The 15,247-nt window shown below is 70.3% G+C and carries 17 protein-coding genes; 3 read left to right on the top strand and 14 right to left on the bottom strand.

Annotated features, from left to right (window positions below):
* Positions 1-58: 58 nt before the first annotated feature.
* The 4 genes from GOHSU_RS04030 to guaB are packed head-to-tail and all read right to left on the bottom strand — an operon-like array spanning position 59 to position 5,091.
* Positions 59-1,819 (bottom strand): GMC family oxidoreductase, encoded by a 1,761-nt coding sequence (locus GOHSU_RS04030; protein WP_005937195.1) that lies wholly within the window; start codon positions 1,817-1,819, stop codon positions 59-61.
* Between the two features lie 49 nt (positions 1,820-1,868).
* The gene (locus tag GOHSU_RS04025; protein WP_005937191.1) at positions 1,869-2,363 is read right to left on the bottom strand and encodes a DUF1622 domain-containing protein; all 495 of its coding nucleotides are present in this window, start codon (positions 2,361-2,363) and stop codon (positions 1,869-1,871) included.
* A gap of 34 nt (positions 2,364-2,397) precedes the next feature.
* Positions 2,398-3,564 (bottom strand): GuaB3 family IMP dehydrogenase-related protein, encoded by a 1,167-nt coding sequence (locus GOHSU_RS04020; protein ID WP_005937188.1) that lies wholly within the window; start codon positions 3,562-3,564, stop codon positions 2,398-2,400.
* A gap of 15 nt (positions 3,565-3,579) precedes the next feature.
* Positions 3,580-5,091, bottom strand: a complete 1,512-nt coding sequence (gene guaB / locus GOHSU_RS04015; RefSeq protein ID WP_005937184.1) for an IMP dehydrogenase — start codon at positions 5,089-5,091, stop codon at positions 3,580-3,582.
* 98 nt (positions 5,092-5,189) lie between these two features.
* Between guaB and GOHSU_RS04010 the strand changes: the two genes are divergently transcribed.
* Entirely contained in the window at positions 5,190-5,555 is a 366-nt protein-coding gene (locus tag GOHSU_RS04010; RefSeq protein WP_155820937.1) for a DUF5319 domain-containing protein, read from the top strand.
* A gap of 59 nt (positions 5,556-5,614) precedes the next feature.
* Here GOHSU_RS04010 and GOHSU_RS04005 read toward each other — a convergent pair whose 3' ends face one another.
* Genes GOHSU_RS04005 through GOHSU_RS03995 form a run of 3 tightly spaced genes read right to left on the bottom strand, consistent with a single transcriptional unit; the run spans position 5,615 to position 7,950 of the window.
* Positions 5,615-6,514, bottom strand: a complete 900-nt coding sequence (locus tag GOHSU_RS04005) for an anti-sigma-D factor RsdA (RefSeq protein ID WP_155820923.1) — start codon at positions 6,512-6,514, stop codon at positions 5,615-5,617.
* A 35-nt stretch (positions 6,515-6,549) separates the two neighbouring features.
* Positions 6,550-7,122 carry a sigma-70 family RNA polymerase sigma factor gene (locus GOHSU_RS04000; RefSeq protein WP_024332773.1) on the bottom strand — a complete coding sequence of 191 codons (573 nt, stop codon included), beginning with the start codon at positions 7,120-7,122 and terminating at the stop codon, positions 6,550-6,552.
* 51 nt (positions 7,123-7,173) lie between these two features.
* Positions 7,174-7,950, bottom strand: coding sequence for a hypothetical protein (locus GOHSU_RS03995; protein ID WP_005937174.1), 777 nt, complete (start codon positions 7,948-7,950; stop codon positions 7,174-7,176).
* Between the two features lie 346 nt (positions 7,951-8,296).
* Here GOHSU_RS03995 and GOHSU_RS03990 point away from each other — a divergent pair, with 346 nt between their 5' ends.
* Entirely contained in the window at positions 8,297-8,617 is a 321-nt protein-coding gene (locus GOHSU_RS03990; RefSeq protein ID WP_081597718.1) for a WhiB family transcriptional regulator, read from the top strand.
* Here GOHSU_RS03990 and groES read toward each other — a convergent pair.
* On the bottom strand, positions 8,572-8,871 hold the full coding sequence (groES, locus tag GOHSU_RS03985) for a co-chaperone GroES (RefSeq protein WP_005937170.1): 300 nt from the start codon (positions 8,869-8,871) through the stop codon (positions 8,572-8,574). The genes GOHSU_RS03990 and groES overlap by 46 nt on opposite strands.
* A 159-nt stretch (positions 8,872-9,030) precedes the next feature.
* Between groES and GOHSU_RS16210 the strand changes: the two genes are divergently transcribed.
* Positions 9,031-10,221 carry an alpha/beta hydrolase-fold protein gene (locus GOHSU_RS16210; RefSeq protein WP_005937168.1) on the top strand — a complete coding sequence of 397 codons (1,191 nt, stop codon included), beginning with the start codon at positions 9,031-9,033 and terminating at the stop codon, positions 10,219-10,221.
* On the opposite strand, the gene tsaD is transcribed toward GOHSU_RS16210, so the two are convergent.
* The 6 genes from tsaD to alr all read right to left on the bottom strand — a co-directional run bounded on the left by tsaD (position 10,208) and on the right by alr (position 15,131).
* Complete coding sequence (tsaD, locus tag GOHSU_RS03975) at positions 10,208-11,236, bottom strand: tRNA (adenosine(37)-N6)-threonylcarbamoyltransferase complex transferase subunit TsaD (RefSeq protein WP_005937165.1); 1,029 nt, start codon at positions 11,234-11,236, stop codon at positions 10,208-10,210. The two genes, GOHSU_RS16210 and tsaD, sit on opposite strands and share 14 nt — an antisense overlap.
* Positions 11,233-11,718: a ribosomal protein S18-alanine N-acetyltransferase gene (gene rimI / locus GOHSU_RS03970; RefSeq protein WP_005937162.1), complete on the bottom strand. Its 486-nt coding sequence runs from the start codon at positions 11,716-11,718 to the stop codon at positions 11,233-11,235. Before rimI ends, tsaD begins: the two co-directional genes overlap by 4 nt.
* Complete coding sequence (gene tsaB / locus GOHSU_RS03965; RefSeq protein WP_005937159.1) at positions 11,719-12,393, bottom strand: tRNA (adenosine(37)-N6)-threonylcarbamoyltransferase complex dimerization subunit type 1 TsaB; 675 nt, start codon at positions 12,391-12,393, stop codon at positions 11,719-11,721.
* Complete coding sequence (tsaE, locus tag GOHSU_RS03960) at positions 12,386-12,847, bottom strand: tRNA (adenosine(37)-N6)-threonylcarbamoyltransferase complex ATPase subunit type 1 TsaE (protein WP_024332771.1); 462 nt, start codon at positions 12,845-12,847, stop codon at positions 12,386-12,388. The genes tsaB and tsaE overlap by 8 nt, the downstream gene beginning before the upstream one ends.
* Positions 12,835-13,887 (bottom strand): alpha/beta fold hydrolase, encoded by a 1,053-nt coding sequence (locus GOHSU_RS03955; protein ID WP_005937153.1) that lies wholly within the window; start codon positions 13,885-13,887, stop codon positions 12,835-12,837. The genes tsaE and GOHSU_RS03955 overlap by 13 nt, the downstream gene beginning before the upstream one ends.
* Before the next feature lie 101 nt (positions 13,888-13,988).
* Positions 13,989-15,131 (bottom strand): alanine racemase, encoded by a 1,143-nt coding sequence (gene alr, locus GOHSU_RS03950; RefSeq protein WP_005937150.1) that lies wholly within the window; start codon positions 15,129-15,131, stop codon positions 13,989-13,991.
* Positions 15,132-15,247: the final 116 nt, after the last annotated feature.

Here is a 15,247-nt window from a genome sequence, read left to right as displayed (position 1 = left end):
GATCAGACTCACAGATGCTCGTCGGCGGCACAGAAACGCCCCCGGGAAGCGCGCGCTGCTACTTCTTCGCGGTGACCTTCGCCGTCTGGTCGTCACTTCGGACCGGGGTGATCGACAGTCGCAGTGCGCCCGGAGCGTCCGCGGGCACCACGGGTGCATTCGGCGCGACCGGGTCGATCCGACGGTAGTCCTGGCCCTGGGCCGGACGCTGATCGTCCTGCCCCTTGTTCGGCCACAGGGCGGCCGCGCGCTCGGCCTGCGCACAGATCGACAGCGACGGGTTCACGCCCAGGTTGGCCGAGATCGCCGCCCCATCGGTGATGTACAGCGTCGGATAGCCCCACACCCGGTGGTACGGGTCGATCACACCGGACTCCGGCGAATCAGAGATCGGGCAGCCGCCCAGGTAGTGGGCGGTGAGCGGAACATTCACGATGTCGCCCCAACTGCCGCCGGCCAGACCGCCGGGCAACTGCTCGGCCGCCAGTCGGGTGGCCTGGTTGCCGGCGGGGATCCAGGTCGGGTTCGGCTCGCCGTGCCCCTGCTTACTGGTGATGTACTTGAACGGTCCTCGCTTGCGCACGAAGGTGGTCAGCGAGTTGTTGTTGTTCTGCATCACCAGCGTGATGACCGTCCGCTGGCTCCACTTGCGCGGCATCAGCAGCCGGATCAGCAGGAACGGGTTCTTCACGATCTGCTTGAGCAGCTGTCCGACGCGGTTGGGGATGCTGCCGCCGTCGGTCAGCAGGCTCTGCAGGAACGCCATGAGGTTGCTGCCCTTGCCGTACCGCACCGGCTCGATGTGGGTGTTGGGCTCGGGATGGAACGACGACGTGATCGCCACACCTTCGGAGAAGTCACGCGCCGGATCCACCTTGGCGGCCTGCGCCCCGAGGATCGACTCGGAGTTGGTGCGGGTCAGCACTCCGAGGCTGTCGGAGACCTTCGGCAGCGTCGATCCCTTGGCGTTGAACATGATCTTCTGGGTGTTGAACGTGCCGGCGGCCACGATCACCTGTCCGGCGGTGAACCGGCGGCGCCGTGCACCCAGCGGTCCCCAGGCCGAAGAGCCTCGCGTGGAGACCACCCAACTGCCGTCGCTGCGCTGCTCCAGGCCGTCGACGGTGGTCCGTTCGATGATCTGAGCGCCGTTGGCCTCGGCCAGGCCCAGATAGTTCTTCATCAGCGTGTTCTTCGCGCCGACGCGGCAGCCGGTCATGCAGGCGCCGCACTCGGTGCAGGCGGTGCGGCGTGGGCCGGCGCCGCCGAAGTAGGGATCGTCGACTGTCTGACCGGGGGTCCCTTCGCCGCCGGTCTTGGCGCCGAAGAACACCCCGACCGGGGTGGAGGTGAAGGTGTCGGCGCAACCCATCTGCTCTGCCACCGTCTTCATCACCGCGTCAGAGTTGGTGAAGGTCGGGTTGGTGACCACCCCGAGCATGCGGCGAGCCTGCTCGTAGTACGGGGTCAGCTCGGCTTCCCAGTCGGTGATGTGCGCCCACTGCGGGTCTTGGAAGAACGGGCTCGACGGCTTGTACAGGGTATTGGCGTAGTTCAGGGAGCCGCCGCCCACACCGGCACCGGCCAGGACGACCACGTCCTTGAGCATGTGGATGCGCTGGATGCCGTACAGGCCGAGTTTGGGCGCCCAGAGGAACTTGTTGACCCGCCAGCTGGTCTTGGCGAACTGATCGTCTTCGAAGCGGCGGCCGGCCTCGATCACGCCGACCTTGTACCCCTTCTCCACCAGCCGCAGCGCGCTGACGCTGCCGCCGAAACCGGAACCGATGATCAGAACGTCGAAGTCTGTGCTCGCCATGGCCACGATTCTAATGACCATTGTCACGGTCGCAACAGTAAGTGTGCCCTTACCCGGACCGCTCGGCCCGGACCGCTCGGCCGTCAGTCGGGGCATCGGCACGACCGCCGGTCGACGTGCCGCCCGAGTCGGCGGCCTGGCCAGCCGCGCGGTCGCGTCGGACCTGGTCGGCGATCACCGTGGCCCCCGAGGTCAGGATCGCCCGTCGCCAGGGCAGCACACCTTCGACCTCGATCGAGATCGACAGCGACAGCACCGTCCGGATCAGCACGATCAGGCCCAGGATCACCGCATCTTCGATGGACGGCTTGGAGGTGATGGTGCGCACCAGATCGGCGGCGACCAGGATCTCCAGACCGAGCATGATGGCCCCGCCCAGGGTGCGGCGCACCACCTGGAAGGACTGATCACCCGAATCGCCGCGCGCCATCGCACGCACGCCCAGGATCAGCGAGACGACCAGCCCGATCACCATCGTCACCGCGCCCAGCGCCTCGAAGACGACGGCGACGGTGGTGAAGACGTTCTCCATCAGATCTTCCACGGCCCCACCCTAACGTCACCGGTCGCGGGCGGACTCACCCGCGCACGGACAGGCCGACCTTCTGGAACTCCTTGAGGTCGGCGTAGCCGGCCTTGGCCATCGACCGGCGCAGGGCACCGCTCAGGTTGAGCAGGCCGTCCGGGTCGTCGGACGGACCGTTCAGGACCCGCTCCAGACTCGGCCGCGCCTGCTCCTTGGCCACCTGCAGCAGCGCACCGCGCGGCGTGTCCGGATGCGCGGCCGCCGACGGCCAGTACCAGCCGCGGCCGGGGGCCTCCTGCGCCGCCGCCAGCAGCGTGCCCAGCGACACCGCGTCGGCGCCGCAGGCCAGTGCCTTGGCGACGTCTCCGGAGGTGTGCAGGTCGCCGTCGGCGATCACATGCACATAGCGGCCGCCGGTCTCGTCCAGGTAGTCCCGGCGTGCGGCGGCCGCATCGGCGATCGCGGTGGCCATCGGCACCCCGATACCCAGCACCTCGTTGGTGGTGGTGGCGCCCTCGGCAGAACCGTAGCCGACGATCACCCCGGCCGCGCCGGTACGCATCAGGTGCAGCGCGGTCCGGTGGTCCTGCACACCGCCGGCGATCACCGGGATGTCCAGATCGGCGATGAACGTCTTCAGGTTCAGCGGCTCGGCGACCAGCCCGTCGTCGTGGCCGCGATCGACCAGCATCACATGCTCGGCGGAGATGATGGTGCCGTGCACCACCAGGATCTCCACGCCCGCCTCCAGCAGCGCCGGCGTCAGCGTGGGCGCGTGCTGCGGGCTGACCCGCACCGCCGCGGTCACCCCGGCCGCCCGGACCTGTGCGACGGCGGCGGCCAGCAGTTCGGTGCGTACCGGTGCGGCGTGCAGCTCCTGCAGGAAACGCACGGCCGCGGCCGGATCCCGGTCGGTGTCGGCGATCTCGATCAGCTCGGCGATGCGGGCATCGACGTCCTCGTGCCGGGCCCACAGGCCTTCGCCGTTGAGCACCCCCAGGGCGCCGAGCCGACCCATCTCGATGACGGCGGCCGGCGAACCGATCGCATCGGTCGGGTGGTTCAGGATCGGCGTCTCGAAGCGGTAGGCATCGATCTGCCAGGCCGTGGAGACGTTCTTGCTCGACCGGGTCCGGCGGGACGGCACGATCGAGATGTCCTCGAGCTCATAGGTGCGACGAGCGGTCCGGCCCATCCCGAATTCGACGAGGTCACGCACAGGTGCGCCTTTCTGTCAGCGAGAGTAGTAGTTCGGCGCTTCGGCCGTGAGGGTGATGTCGTGCGGGTGCGACTCCTTGAGTCCGGCCGCGGTGATCTGGACGAACTGCGCCTGGTGCAGTTCCCCGATGGTGTTGGAGCCGGTGTAGCCCATCGCCGCGCGCAGCCCGCCCACCAGCTGGTGGATCACCTGCTGCAGCGGACCCCGGAAGGGCACTCGGCCCTCGATGCCCTCGGGCACCAGTTTGTCCTCGGCCAGCACATCGTCCTGGAAGTACCGGTCCTTGGAGTACGACTTGCCCTGGCCGCGGCCCTGCATGGCTCCCAGGGACCCCATGCCACGGTAGCTCTTGAACTGCTTGCCGTTGACCAGGATCAGCTCGCCCGGCGATTCGGCGGTGCCGGCCAGCAGGGAACCGAGCATGGCGGTCGAGGCCCCGGCGGCCAGCGCCTTGGCCACATCACCGGAGTACTGCAGACCGCCGTCGGCGATCACCGGCACCCCGGCGGCCCGAGCGACGGCGCAGGCCTCCAGAATCGCGGTGATCTGCGGGGCACCGACTCCGGCGACCACGCGGGTGGTGCAGATCGATCCGGGCCCCACACCCACCTTGACCGCGTCGGCGCCGGCGTCGATCAGGGCCTGGGCGCCGCTGCGGGTCGCGACGTTGCCGCCGATCAACTGGACCTTGTCGCCCAGCTCGGCCTTGAGCGAGGCGATCATCTCCAGCACTCCGCGCGAGTGCCCGTGCGCGCTGTCGACGACGAGTACGTCCGCGCCCACCTCGGACAGTGCCATCGCCCGGGTCCAGGCCTCATCGCCCACACCGACCGCCGCACCGACGAGCAGCCGGCCGTCGGCGTCCTTGGTGGCCAGCGGATGCTCTTCGGTCTTGACGAAGTCCTTGACCGTGATCAGACCGGTCAGCTTGCCGTTGCCGTCGACGATCGGGAGCTTCTCGACCTTGTGCCGGCGCAGCAGACCCAGCGCGGCCTCGGCGGACACCCCTTCCTGCGCGGTGATCAGCGGTGCGGGGGTCATCACCTCGGCGACCCGTCGTGACTGGTCGTGCTCGAAGCGCATATCGCGGTTGCTGATGATTCCGACCAGGTTGTTGTCGTCGTCGACCACCGGCAGGCCGGAGATGCGGAACCGCCCGCACATCGCGTCGACCTCGGCCAGAGTGTTGTCTGGGCCGCAGGTCACCGGATCGGTCACCATGCCGGCCTCCGACCGTTTAACCGTCTCCACCGACGCGGCCTGCGCCTCCACCGACAGGTTGCGATGCAGCACCCCCATCCCGCCGGCGCGCGCCATGGCGATGGCCATGCGCGTTTCGGTGACGGTGTCCATCGCCGAACTGACCAGCGGGATCTTGAGGGTGATCTCCCGGGTCAGCTGCGAGGAGGTGTCCACGGCGTTGGGCACCACATCGGAGGCGGCCGGCAGCAGGAGTACGTCGTCGAAGGTCAGGCCGAGCATTGCGACCTTGGTGGGATCATCTCCACCGGTGCGTACGGGCGTCATCGCTCCATCGTATCGACCCGGGCGCACTCCTGCGGAATCGGCACTGCACCGCCGCGATCGGCTACGGTGGGGGTGTGCAAGACCCGTTCTCCGCCGGCATGCCACCGGACCCGTTCGCCGATGACCCGAGCGACCCGGCCGCGGCCCTCGATGCACTCGAGCCCGCGGTCCCCCTTGACGATGCCGAACGCGAAGCCGTTCGCGAGGACCTCGTCGATCTGGAGGTCTACGAACGCCTCCTGGCACCGCGCGGCATTCGCGGTCTGGTGGTGATCTGCGAGGACTGCCGCGAAGATCATTTCCACGATTGGGACATGCTGCGCGCCAGCCTGCATCAACTGTTGGCCGACGGATCGGTCCGGCCGCACGAGCCGGCCGTGGATCCGCGCCCGGAAGACTACGTCACCTGGGACTACTGCCGCGGCTTCGCCGACGCGCACGCCATCTTCGGCAACCGCCGCTGATTCCCACAACTGCCGAATCCGACCGCCGCTGAATCCGACCGCCGGTGCGACCGTCCCGGTCAGGCCTGCGGCGACGTCGCGCTCTGCCCCACCGAGCCGCTGGCTTCTGCCGAAGTCCGGGTCGCGGTCGATCCGGTGGCGGTCGAGGTGGTGGTCGTGGTGACCGTGGACGACCCCGGGTTCTGCGTCTTGGTGGACTTGGGCGGTTCGCTCGAGGACGGCGCCGACTCCTCCGGCTCGGATTCGGTCGGCGGCGCGGTCTCTTCCTTCCCTTCGGAGGTGCTCTGCGAGGGCACCTGCGTGGTCAGCGGCACCAGCGTCTGCGGGTCGGGGGCGACCTGTCCGTCCGGCTGCGTGGGCGGACGGACCTTGCTGCCCTCGCCACGCAATCGACGGATCCACGTCTCCATCCGTTCACGGGTCTCCGGATCGGAGACCGGCTTCAAGTTCGCTTCGGCATCGTTCACCAGGGCGACGGCCGCGGCGGAGTCGCCGGCGGCCAGGGCCTGTTCGGCACGCTCGAGGCCGTGCTGCACGTCGATGGTCGCTTCGGTCTGCGCGGCGGCCTGACTGAAGACCACCTTCTTCACGTTCCACAGCGGATCGCCGGGCTGAGAATTCTCCGAGAGCACCAGCAGCCCGGCCGCGGCGACCGCGGTGATCGCGGCCGCACCCGACAGCAGCCGCAGATGCCGGCCGCGGTTGCGCTGCTTGTCCCGGCCCCCGGCGGTGGCCCGACGGTCGGGACGGGTCCCGTCGGCGGCCTGTGCGGCCCTGGCGTTCTGGGCCGCCAATGCGATGTCGACGTCGTTCAGGGTCAGCGGTGCCGGCGGCGGCGGGGCCAGGGTTTCGGCGCGCCAGGCGTACAGCAGCGAGCCCAGGTGGGCTTCGCCGTCGTCGGCGGGCGGCAGATAGCCCCCGGCGGAGAGTGCGTCGAGGAATTCATCGTCTCGCCGCACCGCATCCAAGTCGACAGAGGGCCCGTTGTGGTCAGTCACCGCCCACCTCCCGGAGTAATGATCTTCTTCAGTTTCGCCAGTGCCCTGTGCTGGGCGACGCGGACGGCGCCGGCGCTGCTGCCGACGGCCTCGGCGGTCTCTTCCGCGGACAGTCCCACGACCAATCGCAGCACCAGGATCTCCCGCTGTTTGGGCGGCAGATGCTCCAGCAGCCGGGCCATGCGCCGGCTGGCGTCACTGTCGAGGGCAGCCTGTTCGGGTCCGGCCGAGACGTCGACCGATTCAGGCAGGGACTCGGTCGGATCGGCCTTGATGCGCGAGGCCGAGCGCATCGCGTCGGCGACCTTGTGCGCGGCGATGCCGTAGACGAATGCCATGAACGGCCGGCCCTGATCCTGGTACCGGGGGATCGCAGTCATCACCGCCATGAGCACCTCCTGCGCGACGTCGTCAGCCGAGAACAGGTGCCGTTCGCCGGCACCCATGCGTGCTCGGCAATAGCGCAGAACCGGGTCCTGCACACTGTCGAGCACTGAGTTCAGCGCTGCGCGGTCCCCGCCGGCCGCGTCCCGGACCGCCTGGTCCAGTGCCTCACCTGTCAGTTTCATCGTCCAGCCGGGCACGATGCGTTACAGGGGGGAGTTCGGCGGATCACGATTTCACCTTATCGACGCCAGCCGCTCGCCGGGCCGAAGGGGTACCAGCGGCATGCCCCGGGCGGCCAGCAGGTCGCGGGTGACCGTCACCTCGGCGGCGAAAGACTCCTCGCCCAGGCCTGCCAGCAGGGTCGCCGCCGCCCAGCGCAGCGGGAGCAGACCCAGCGTATCGGCCTGGACGAAGGCCTGCCGGGCGCCGGCCCGGGCCGCGTCGAACCGGCCGCAGGCACCGTGCACGGCGGCGGCGATGAGCCCGGTCTTGAGCTGGTGGCGCGGCGACGCCAGGTCCCGGGACCGGTCATCGGCCACCGCCGCCGCCGATTGCGCGGTGTCCAGATCACCGGAATACAGTCCCCATTCGGTACGCACCCAGGCCAGGCGCAGTGCGGCGCGGGGCGGGACGACGGGACAGTCCTGGGCCCGATCCAGCAACCGGCGCGCGGTGGAGAAATCTCCCAGTCCCAGGTTGTCGGCGGCCAAGCCGATCAGTGCGTCCAGCCAGGCCGCGACCATCCATTCGTCGGCGGTGGGGCCGCCGGTCCGGCCGTCGGCGGCCAGCACGCACGCCCGTCCGTCGCCGGCGCGCGCCATACCGTGACCACCGGCCTGGCGCAGCAGCGAGGCGCGGGTGCTGTAGCTGAGCGAGACGATCGCCGGAGCGGCGCGCGGGTCCACAGCCAGGGCCGCCAGCGCTGTGCGCGCCGCGGCGGCGCGCCCCTGAGCGCCCAGCTCCACCGCGGTCCGCCAGGCCGCCGCGCCGCCCGGTTCGTCGTCGTTCATCTGTGTTCCCCTCGACCTGTCCCCGCGGTGTCTACGGGCGGAATCTCCGGTGACGTCCCGGTTCGCCCCGTCGTGCGCGCTCCACTGTATGTTCACCTGCCGTTCCGTCCCGTCGGCGAACCCCCAGGAACCGATGCCGGCCGTTCACCTGGCCGGTCGAATATGCAGGCCAGAGCCACTTTTCAGGGTTTTGACCCGTGCGGTGCGACGGTCCTAGCGTGGGCGATGTCCGCAACTGAACTCCACGGCTGCCAGCCCCGCGGCCGAGGCCCTTGAGAGAGGATCGAGTGTGACCACCACCGTCGAGCTGCTTCCCGGCCCCAATGCCGACTTCTGGGACTGGCAGATGCACGGGGACTGCCGGGGCCTGGACTCGGCGATGTTCTTCCACCCCGACGGCGAACGCGGCCCGGCCCGGATCCGCCGTGAGCGGCAGGCCAAGCAGATCTGTGCGGCGTGCCCGGTGATCGACCAGTGCCGCAGCCACGCCCTGGCCACCGACGAGACCTACGGCATCTGGGGCGGACTGACCGAACACGAACGCACCGTCCTGCGCCGCCGGGATGCGCAACCGCCCCGGCACGCCGAAGCGCGCCGGGGCGGTATGCAGGGAATCGAGCGTCAGCCGACGACGGCGAGGATGTCGCGCGCCGACAGGATCAGGTAGACCTGACCGTTGTAGGTGATCTCGGTGCCGCCGTACTTGCTGTAGATGACGGTGTCGCCCTCGGCGACGTCGAGCGGAATACGCTTGTCGCCGTCCTCATCCCAGCGGCCGGGGCCGACAGCGATGACCTTGCCCTCCTGGGGCTTCTCCTTCGCCGAATCCGGAATGACCAGGCCCGAGGGGGTGGTCGTCTCGGCTTCGACAGCCTGAATCAGGATCTTGTCCTCAAGCGGCTTGATGTTCACGCCTGCCACGATGTCAGTCCTTCTCATTTCAGTCACTGATGAACGTTTACGGCCCGGGTCGGTTGCCGCGTCGTCGCGGGTGCCGCGGCGGTGATCCAGAGCCGATTAGCACTCTACCCATATGAGTGCCAACGCTCAACCGTCGGGGCGGAGGTTGTACCGTGAAGCGTGCCCGCTGACACCACCGAGTTGCGCCGCTGGGTGCTGGCCCGGCCCCGGTCCGGCGAGGACACCGCCCTGGCCGCAGCACTGGCCGCGCACGGTACCCCGCTGCTGACCGACGACCCGGACGACGCCGATCGGCAGCGGGTGCTGCTGACCTTCCTGGCCCCGCCGGAGACGGCCGGGGTGTACGCGTGGATCAATCGGATCACCGACGGCCGCAACGACGAGCTGGGGCACCTGCGCCGGCGCGGCACCGGCCGGCTGTGGTTCACCGAGCTGTCGTTGCCGCGCACCACCCTGGCCGGGTACCGCTTCTACCCGTTCACCGCCGACGATCCCGCCGCCCGCGACGGCTTCGTGCGATACGACCGCACCCTGGCCGGCAAAGCCGTCGACGACCCGTCGTTCGGTGTCCCGGACTCCCCGTTCGGATCGGTGATCGCGGGCTCGCGAGCCCCGGATCTGGGCCGCTGGCGCCCGGCTGCGCGGCGGGCACACCGGATCGCCGCCACCGGCACCCTCGGGGCGCCCGCAGCCGTCCGCTGGCGGCTCACCGAACCGATAGGCACGTCACCGCACCCGCTGCGCCTGGTGGTGCTGTTCGACGCCCAGACCTGGTTCGACCGCTGCGATCTGCCCGGTGTGCTGGCCGCCGATCCCCCGTCCGCCCCGGTGGCGCTGCTGGGCATCGACTCACCCCTGCGACCGGCCGAGCGGATACGGCTGTTGGGTGCCGATCGCGACTTCCTGAGCGCCGTGGCCGCGCTGACCGCCGCCGCCCGCGCCCGGCTGGGTGCCGCCCACGCGCCGGTGACCTGGGCCGGACAGAGTCTGGGCGGGCTGTCCGCCCTGGCCGCGGCATGCTGGTTCCCCGAGGCGGTCGACGAGGTGCTCGTGTACTCCCCCTCGCTCTGGTGGCGGCCGGGATGCACCACCCGGCCCACCGATCCGGGGCCGGGTCCCGGCTGGATCGCCGGTTCGCTGTCGGCTGCCACGGCGCGCCCGGTGACCCTGGCGGTTGGCGCGAACGAACGGCTGCTGACCGGCCCGGTCGCGGCGCTGGCACAGCAGCTGCAGGCCCGCGACTGGCCGGTGCGGATGCACCGCTACCCCGGTGGGCACGATCTGCCGTGGTGGGCGCATCTGCTGCGGCAGGATCTGCGCGCGGCGCCCGCACCGTTCACAGCTTGCTGATCTGGACGCTCATCCCCGGATCGGTGGCCACGGTCAGCGGCGACGGCGGCGCTCCCCCGCCGATCACATGGGCGCCGAGCGTGGCGACCATGACGCCGTTGTCGGTGCACAGCCGTGGCTTGGGCACCCGCAACTGCACTCCGGCGGCGTCGGCGCGCTCCTGCGCCAGGGACCGGATCCGTGAATTGGCGGTCGCCCCGCCGCCCAGGACCAGCGTGTCCACCCGGCGTTCGGCGACCGCACGCATCGCCTTGGCCGTCAGCACATCGGCGACCGCCTCCTGGAAGGACGCGGCCACATCGGGAATCGACACTTCGCGCCCGGCCCGAACCTGTCCTTCCACGTAGCGAGCGACCGCGGTCTTGAGTCCGCTGAAGGAGAAGTCGTAGGGGGCATCGCGCGGTCCGGTCAACCCCCGCGGAAAGGCGATGGCCTCCGGATCGCCGTCGCGGGCGGCCGCGTCGAGCACCGGCCCGCCCGGATAGCCCAGATCCAGCAGTCGGGCGACCTTGTCGAAGGCCTCCCCGGCGGCGTCGTCGATGGTGGTGCCCATCTCGTGAATCGGTGCGGCCAGCGCGTCGATACCCAGCAGGTGGGTGTGCCCGCCGGACACCAGCAGCGCCACCGCCGGCGGCATCGGCCCGTGTTCCAGGGTGTCCACGGCCACGTGCCCACCCAGATGGTTCACCGCATACAGCGGAACATCCCAGGCCAGCGCATAGGCTTTGGCCGCGGCGACGCCCACCAGCAGCGCTCCGGCCAGACCGGGACCGATCGTCACGGCGATCGCGTCGGGGCGGTCGATACCGGCGGCCTCACGGGCCCGGGTCATCGTCGGGACGATCGCCTCCAGATGCGCGCGCGAGGCCACTTCGGGGACCACGCCGCCATATCGGGCCTGCTCGTCCTGACTGGAGGCCACCTCGTCGGCCAGCAGGATCGCCCGCTCGCCGTCCCAGGCGACGATGCCCACTCCGGTCTCGTCGCACGAGCTCTCGATGCCCATCACGATCACGGCCGGTCCTCCTGTCTCGATGTCGGCTGCGCCGCACGCACCATGGTGTACGCGTCGGCACCGGACGGCCGATAGTAGTTGGGGCGCAGCCCGGCCACCGAGAAGCCCGCACTCTGATACAGCGCGATGGCGACGGTGTTGTCGGTGCGCACCTCCAGGAATACCGGCGCCGCCACCGCGTCGGCAACTTCCAGCAGGGCCGCCAGCAGCGCGCGACCCCCGCCGCGGCCGCGGTACTCCGGTGCCACCGCGATCGTGTGCACCTCGCATTCGGGCGCCCCGGCCGGACCCAGCACCGCGATTCCGGCGTATCCGTCGATCGGCTGCCCGGGCGCGGTCCGCAATGCGAAATAGTGGTTGTGCTCGGCCGCCAGTTCGCTGACGAAACCGGCCAGCGGCCACGGGGAGTCCCCGGCGAACAGCTGCGCCTCCAGTTCGGCGCAACGCGGCAGGTCGCCGGGCAGCAGAGCGTCGACGATCATCTACGGCAGCAGCGACTTGCGCCGCTGATCCTTCAGCAGCACCGCATCTGGGCGCCGCAGATACAGCGGCGTCAGCGGACCCGGCTGCGCACCGAGGTCGGCCACCGCCGTCAGCGAGGCGGCCGTGGGCACGGTGACCGCGGAGACTGCCAGATCGTAGCGGTCGGTGAATTCGGGGGTTCCGGCCACCACGACCGCCTCGCCGATCACCACCGCATCGGGTGCGCTCACCTGCGGCCCGGCCAGTCGCCGGCCGTCACGGTAGCGCGCCCAGTAGACCTCACGGCGACGCGCATCGGTGACCACCAGGACTTCTCCGGATTCGTCGACCGCCGCGGCGATCGCATCCAGCGAGCACACCCCGTAGGCGCCCAGCCCCAGCGCGTCGGCGTAGGCGGCCGCCGTGGCCATACCCACCCGCAGTCCCGTGAACGGGCCCGGGCCGGTGCCGACCACCACGGCGCTCAACTCGCCGCCGGTCACTCCCGCCTCGGCCAGGACCTGCTGCATCAGGCTGGTGAGGACCTCGGCATGCCGCCGGTGATCGTGGACGACGCGCTCTGCCAGGGTGACACCGTCGTCGACGATGCCGACCACGACCGCGGAGGTGGCGGTGTCCAATGCCAGCACCGGGCCGGCCGGTGCCGGTGTGTCCATGCTGTCGGGCTCACTCATTCCGTATCCACTCCCAGCTCGCCTGCCGCACCTCGGAGTCGTCCGCGCGCCGCAGCCGCACCAGCAGGTATTCCTCGACCAGCCGTTCGGCCACACCCTCGCCCCACTCGACCACCACCACACTGTCGGCCAGATCCGTGTCCAGGTCGAGCGCATCCAGATCGTCCAGACCGTCCACCCGGTAGGCGTCGACGTGGATCAGGCCGATGCCGTCGTCGCGGCCCGGCCGGTGCTCACGGGCGATGATGAAGGTCGGCGACGACACGCGGCCCTTCACGCCCAATCCGGCGGCGATCCCACGGGTCAGGGCGGTCTTGCCCGCTCCGAGGGGCCCGTCCAGGATCACCAGATCGCCGGCGGACAGCACAGCGGCCAGCTGCGCGCCGAAGGCTTCGGTGTCGGCCAGCTCGGGCAGCTCGCGAGTGCCCGGCACACCGGCCCTCACTTGGCCCATGTCCAGCGCATCTTGGGCCGGTTGCGGGCGTGCCGGGAGCGCTGCACCAGCGTGTCGATGGCCTCGGTGACCAGGTCGGGCTGCTCCATCTGCAGCATGTGTCCGCAGCCCTCGCCGATCAGCAGCCGGGAGTCCTCGCCCAGTTCGGAGTACATCCGCACCGAGTTCGGCAACGGGGTGAGCCGGTCCAGCTCGCCGCACAGCACCACCGAGGGCACCTTGGCCAGCACCGGCATCGCGGTGGACTCGTCGTGGCTCTCCAGTGCGGCCAGGAAGTTCACCATCGTGGCGATGGAGGTGTTCTGGATCATCGATTCGACGGCATGCCCGGCGGCCGGACTGTAGAAGTCGGGGCCGAAGCTGGCGGCCACCAGGACCGGTTCGACTGCTTGGCGGGTGATGCCCCGGCCGGCCTGAACCAGTCGCGGCCAGAGCCGGACCGAGACCCTCAGGGCGTCGACCACCGGATTGTTCAGCCCCTCCCCCAGACCGGCTTCGGTGATACCGCGTGCCGAAGTCGACACCAGCGCCACCCCGGTGATGCGGCCGGTGTGGCTGAACAGCCCGGGATGCGATCGGGCCAGCGCCATGATCGTCATTCCGCCCATGGAGTGTCCCGCCAGCACCACCGGGCCGGTGGGCGCCACGGCGCGGATCACCGCGGCCAGATCGTCCCCGAGCTGCGGGATGCTCGCGGACTGTTTGGGCGCGGGGTCACTGCGGCCGTGTCCGCGCTGATCGTAGAAGACCATCCGGATGCGCCGATCGGCCCAGCGCTGCGCCAGCGCATAGCGCTGGAAGTGCCAGGAGGCCATTCGCAGGGTGAAGCCGTGGACAAAGACGACGGTCAGTTCGGGAGCGACCGCGGCGCCGTCACCGGTGATGACCGTCCGCACCGCCAGGGCCACCCCGTCGTCGGCGATGACCGTGGACGACTCGTCGTTGTAGATGCTCTTGAAGTCGACGTCGGCGTACGGATCGACGGCCGCGCCGCTGCGTTTGCGGCTGCGCCGGCGGGCGACGTTACCGCCGACGCTCACCCCCAGCGAGCCGACGCCCTTGAGTCCCGACGACCAGCCCGGCTTCTTGTTCCGGCCCGGTCCGCTGGTGGGATTCGGTCCACCGGCCGGGTTCGATTCGGTCACTGCGCTCCTCCCGAGTCCGGTGCACCGAGGTAGCGGCGCTCGGTGCGTCCGCCGATCCCGGTGATGATCTCGTAGTCGATGGTGCCGATGGTCTGCGCCCAGTCGACCGCACGGTTCTGATCGGGCTCGGGACCCAGCAGCACCGCCAGATCGCCCTCGGCGACACCCCCGCCGTCGCGACCCAGGTCGACGACCAGCTGATCCATGCAGATGCGGCCGACGCCGGGGAATCGGCGCCCGTTGATGGTCACCTCGAACCGGCCGGACAGCAGCCGCGGAATACCGTCGGCGTAGCCGGCCGGGAGCACCGCGACGGTCGTATCGTGCGGCGCGACCCACATGTGGCCGTACGAGACTCCCTGACCGGCCGCGATGCGCTTGATCAAGGCCACCTGTGCGGTCAGCGTCATCGCCGGGACCAGTCCGAAGTCCCGGCCGGGAATCGGATCACCGCCGTAGAGCGCCAGACCCGGACGCACCAGATCCCGCGACAGATCGGGGCGGGTGAGGCTGGCCGGCGAGTTCGACAGGTGCATCACCTCCGGGGCGGCTCCGCGGCGGCGCAGGTCGGCGGCGGCCTCGTCCAGCGCCGCGGCCTGCGCCGAGTTGATCGGATGGTCCGGTTCGTCGCCGAACGGCAGGTGCGTCATCACCGCTCGCACCCGCACCGCGTCGTCGGCCCGCAGCCGGGCCAGCAGATCCGCGGTCTGTTCCCACCGGTCGGCGGCCACCCCGCTACGGCCCATCCCGGTATCGACCTTGACGGTGACGACGGCGGTGCGGCCCAGTTCGCCGGCGGCCTGTGCCACCGCGGCCAGTTGCTCCGGGGACGAGACGGCCAGATCGATGCCGGCGGCCACCCCGGCGGCGAAATCGGTGGCCGGGGTGTGCAGCCAGGAGGTGATGTGCGCGTCGATTCCGGCAGACCGCAGCGCCAAGGCTTCGGTGAGATGGGCCACGCCCAGTTCTGCTGCACCGGCAGCCAGCGCCGCGCGTCCCACCGGGGCCGCACCGTGTCCGTAGCCGTCGGCTTTGACTACGGCCAGCACCGGGGCACCGGCGTGCTCGGCGACCACCCGAACGTTGTGGGCGATCGCCGACAGATCGATGGTGGCGGTCAGCGCCGCGGTGTCGGTCATCGTGTCCATTGTCGCAGCCTTCGTACCGCGTCCGGGACGGCGGCCAGCAGATCGGAGGCACCGATCGGTGCCCCGGCGGGCGAGCCGCGGTGCGCGGCCAGTGCGGCGGCCACGGC

Source organism: Gordonia hirsuta DSM 44140 = NBRC 16056, from assembly GCF_000333015.1.
GTDB lineage: Bacteria > Actinomycetota > Actinomycetes > Mycobacteriales > Mycobacteriaceae > Gordonia > Gordonia hirsuta.
This window is presented reverse-complemented; position numbering and strand designations above follow the sequence as displayed.

Bases quoted from the DNA above. Each gene is read 5' to 3' on its own strand.
- GOHSU_RS04030 (WP_005937195.1), bottom strand. From the start codon at position 1,819: ATGGCGAGCACAGACTTCGACGTTCTGATCATCGGTTCCGGTTTCGGC.
- rimI (WP_005937162.1), bottom strand. From the start codon at position 11,718: ATGATCGTCGACGCTCTGCTGCCCGGCGACCTGCCGCGTTGCGCCGAA.
- GOHSU_RS04010 (WP_155820937.1), top strand. From the start codon at position 5,190: ATGCCACCGGACCCGTTCGCCGATGACCCGAGCGACCCGGCCGCGGCC.
- alr (WP_005937150.1), bottom strand. From the start codon at position 15,131: ATGACCGACACCGCGGCGCTGACCGCCACCATCGATCTGTCGGCGATC.
- tsaB (WP_005937159.1), bottom strand. From the start codon at position 12,393: ATGAGTGAGCCCGACAGCATGGACACACCGGCACCGGCCGGCCCGGTG.
- guaB (WP_005937184.1), bottom strand. From the start codon at position 5,091: ATGACGCCCGTACGCACCGGTGGAGATGATCCCACCAAGGTCGCAATG.
- GOHSU_RS03995 (WP_005937174.1), bottom strand. From the start codon at position 7,950: ATGAACGACGACGAACCGGGCGGCGCGGCGGCCTGGCGGACCGCGGTG.
- GOHSU_RS03990 (WP_081597718.1), top strand. From the start codon at position 8,297: ATGCACGGGGACTGCCGGGGCCTGGACTCGGCGATGTTCTTCCACCCC.
- GOHSU_RS04000 (WP_024332773.1), bottom strand. From the start codon at position 7,122: ATGAAACTGACAGGTGAGGCACTGGACCAGGCGGTCCGGGACGCGGCC.
- tsaE (WP_024332771.1), bottom strand. From the start codon at position 12,847: ATGGGCCAAGTGAGGGCCGGTGTGCCGGGCACTCGCGAGCTGCCCGAG.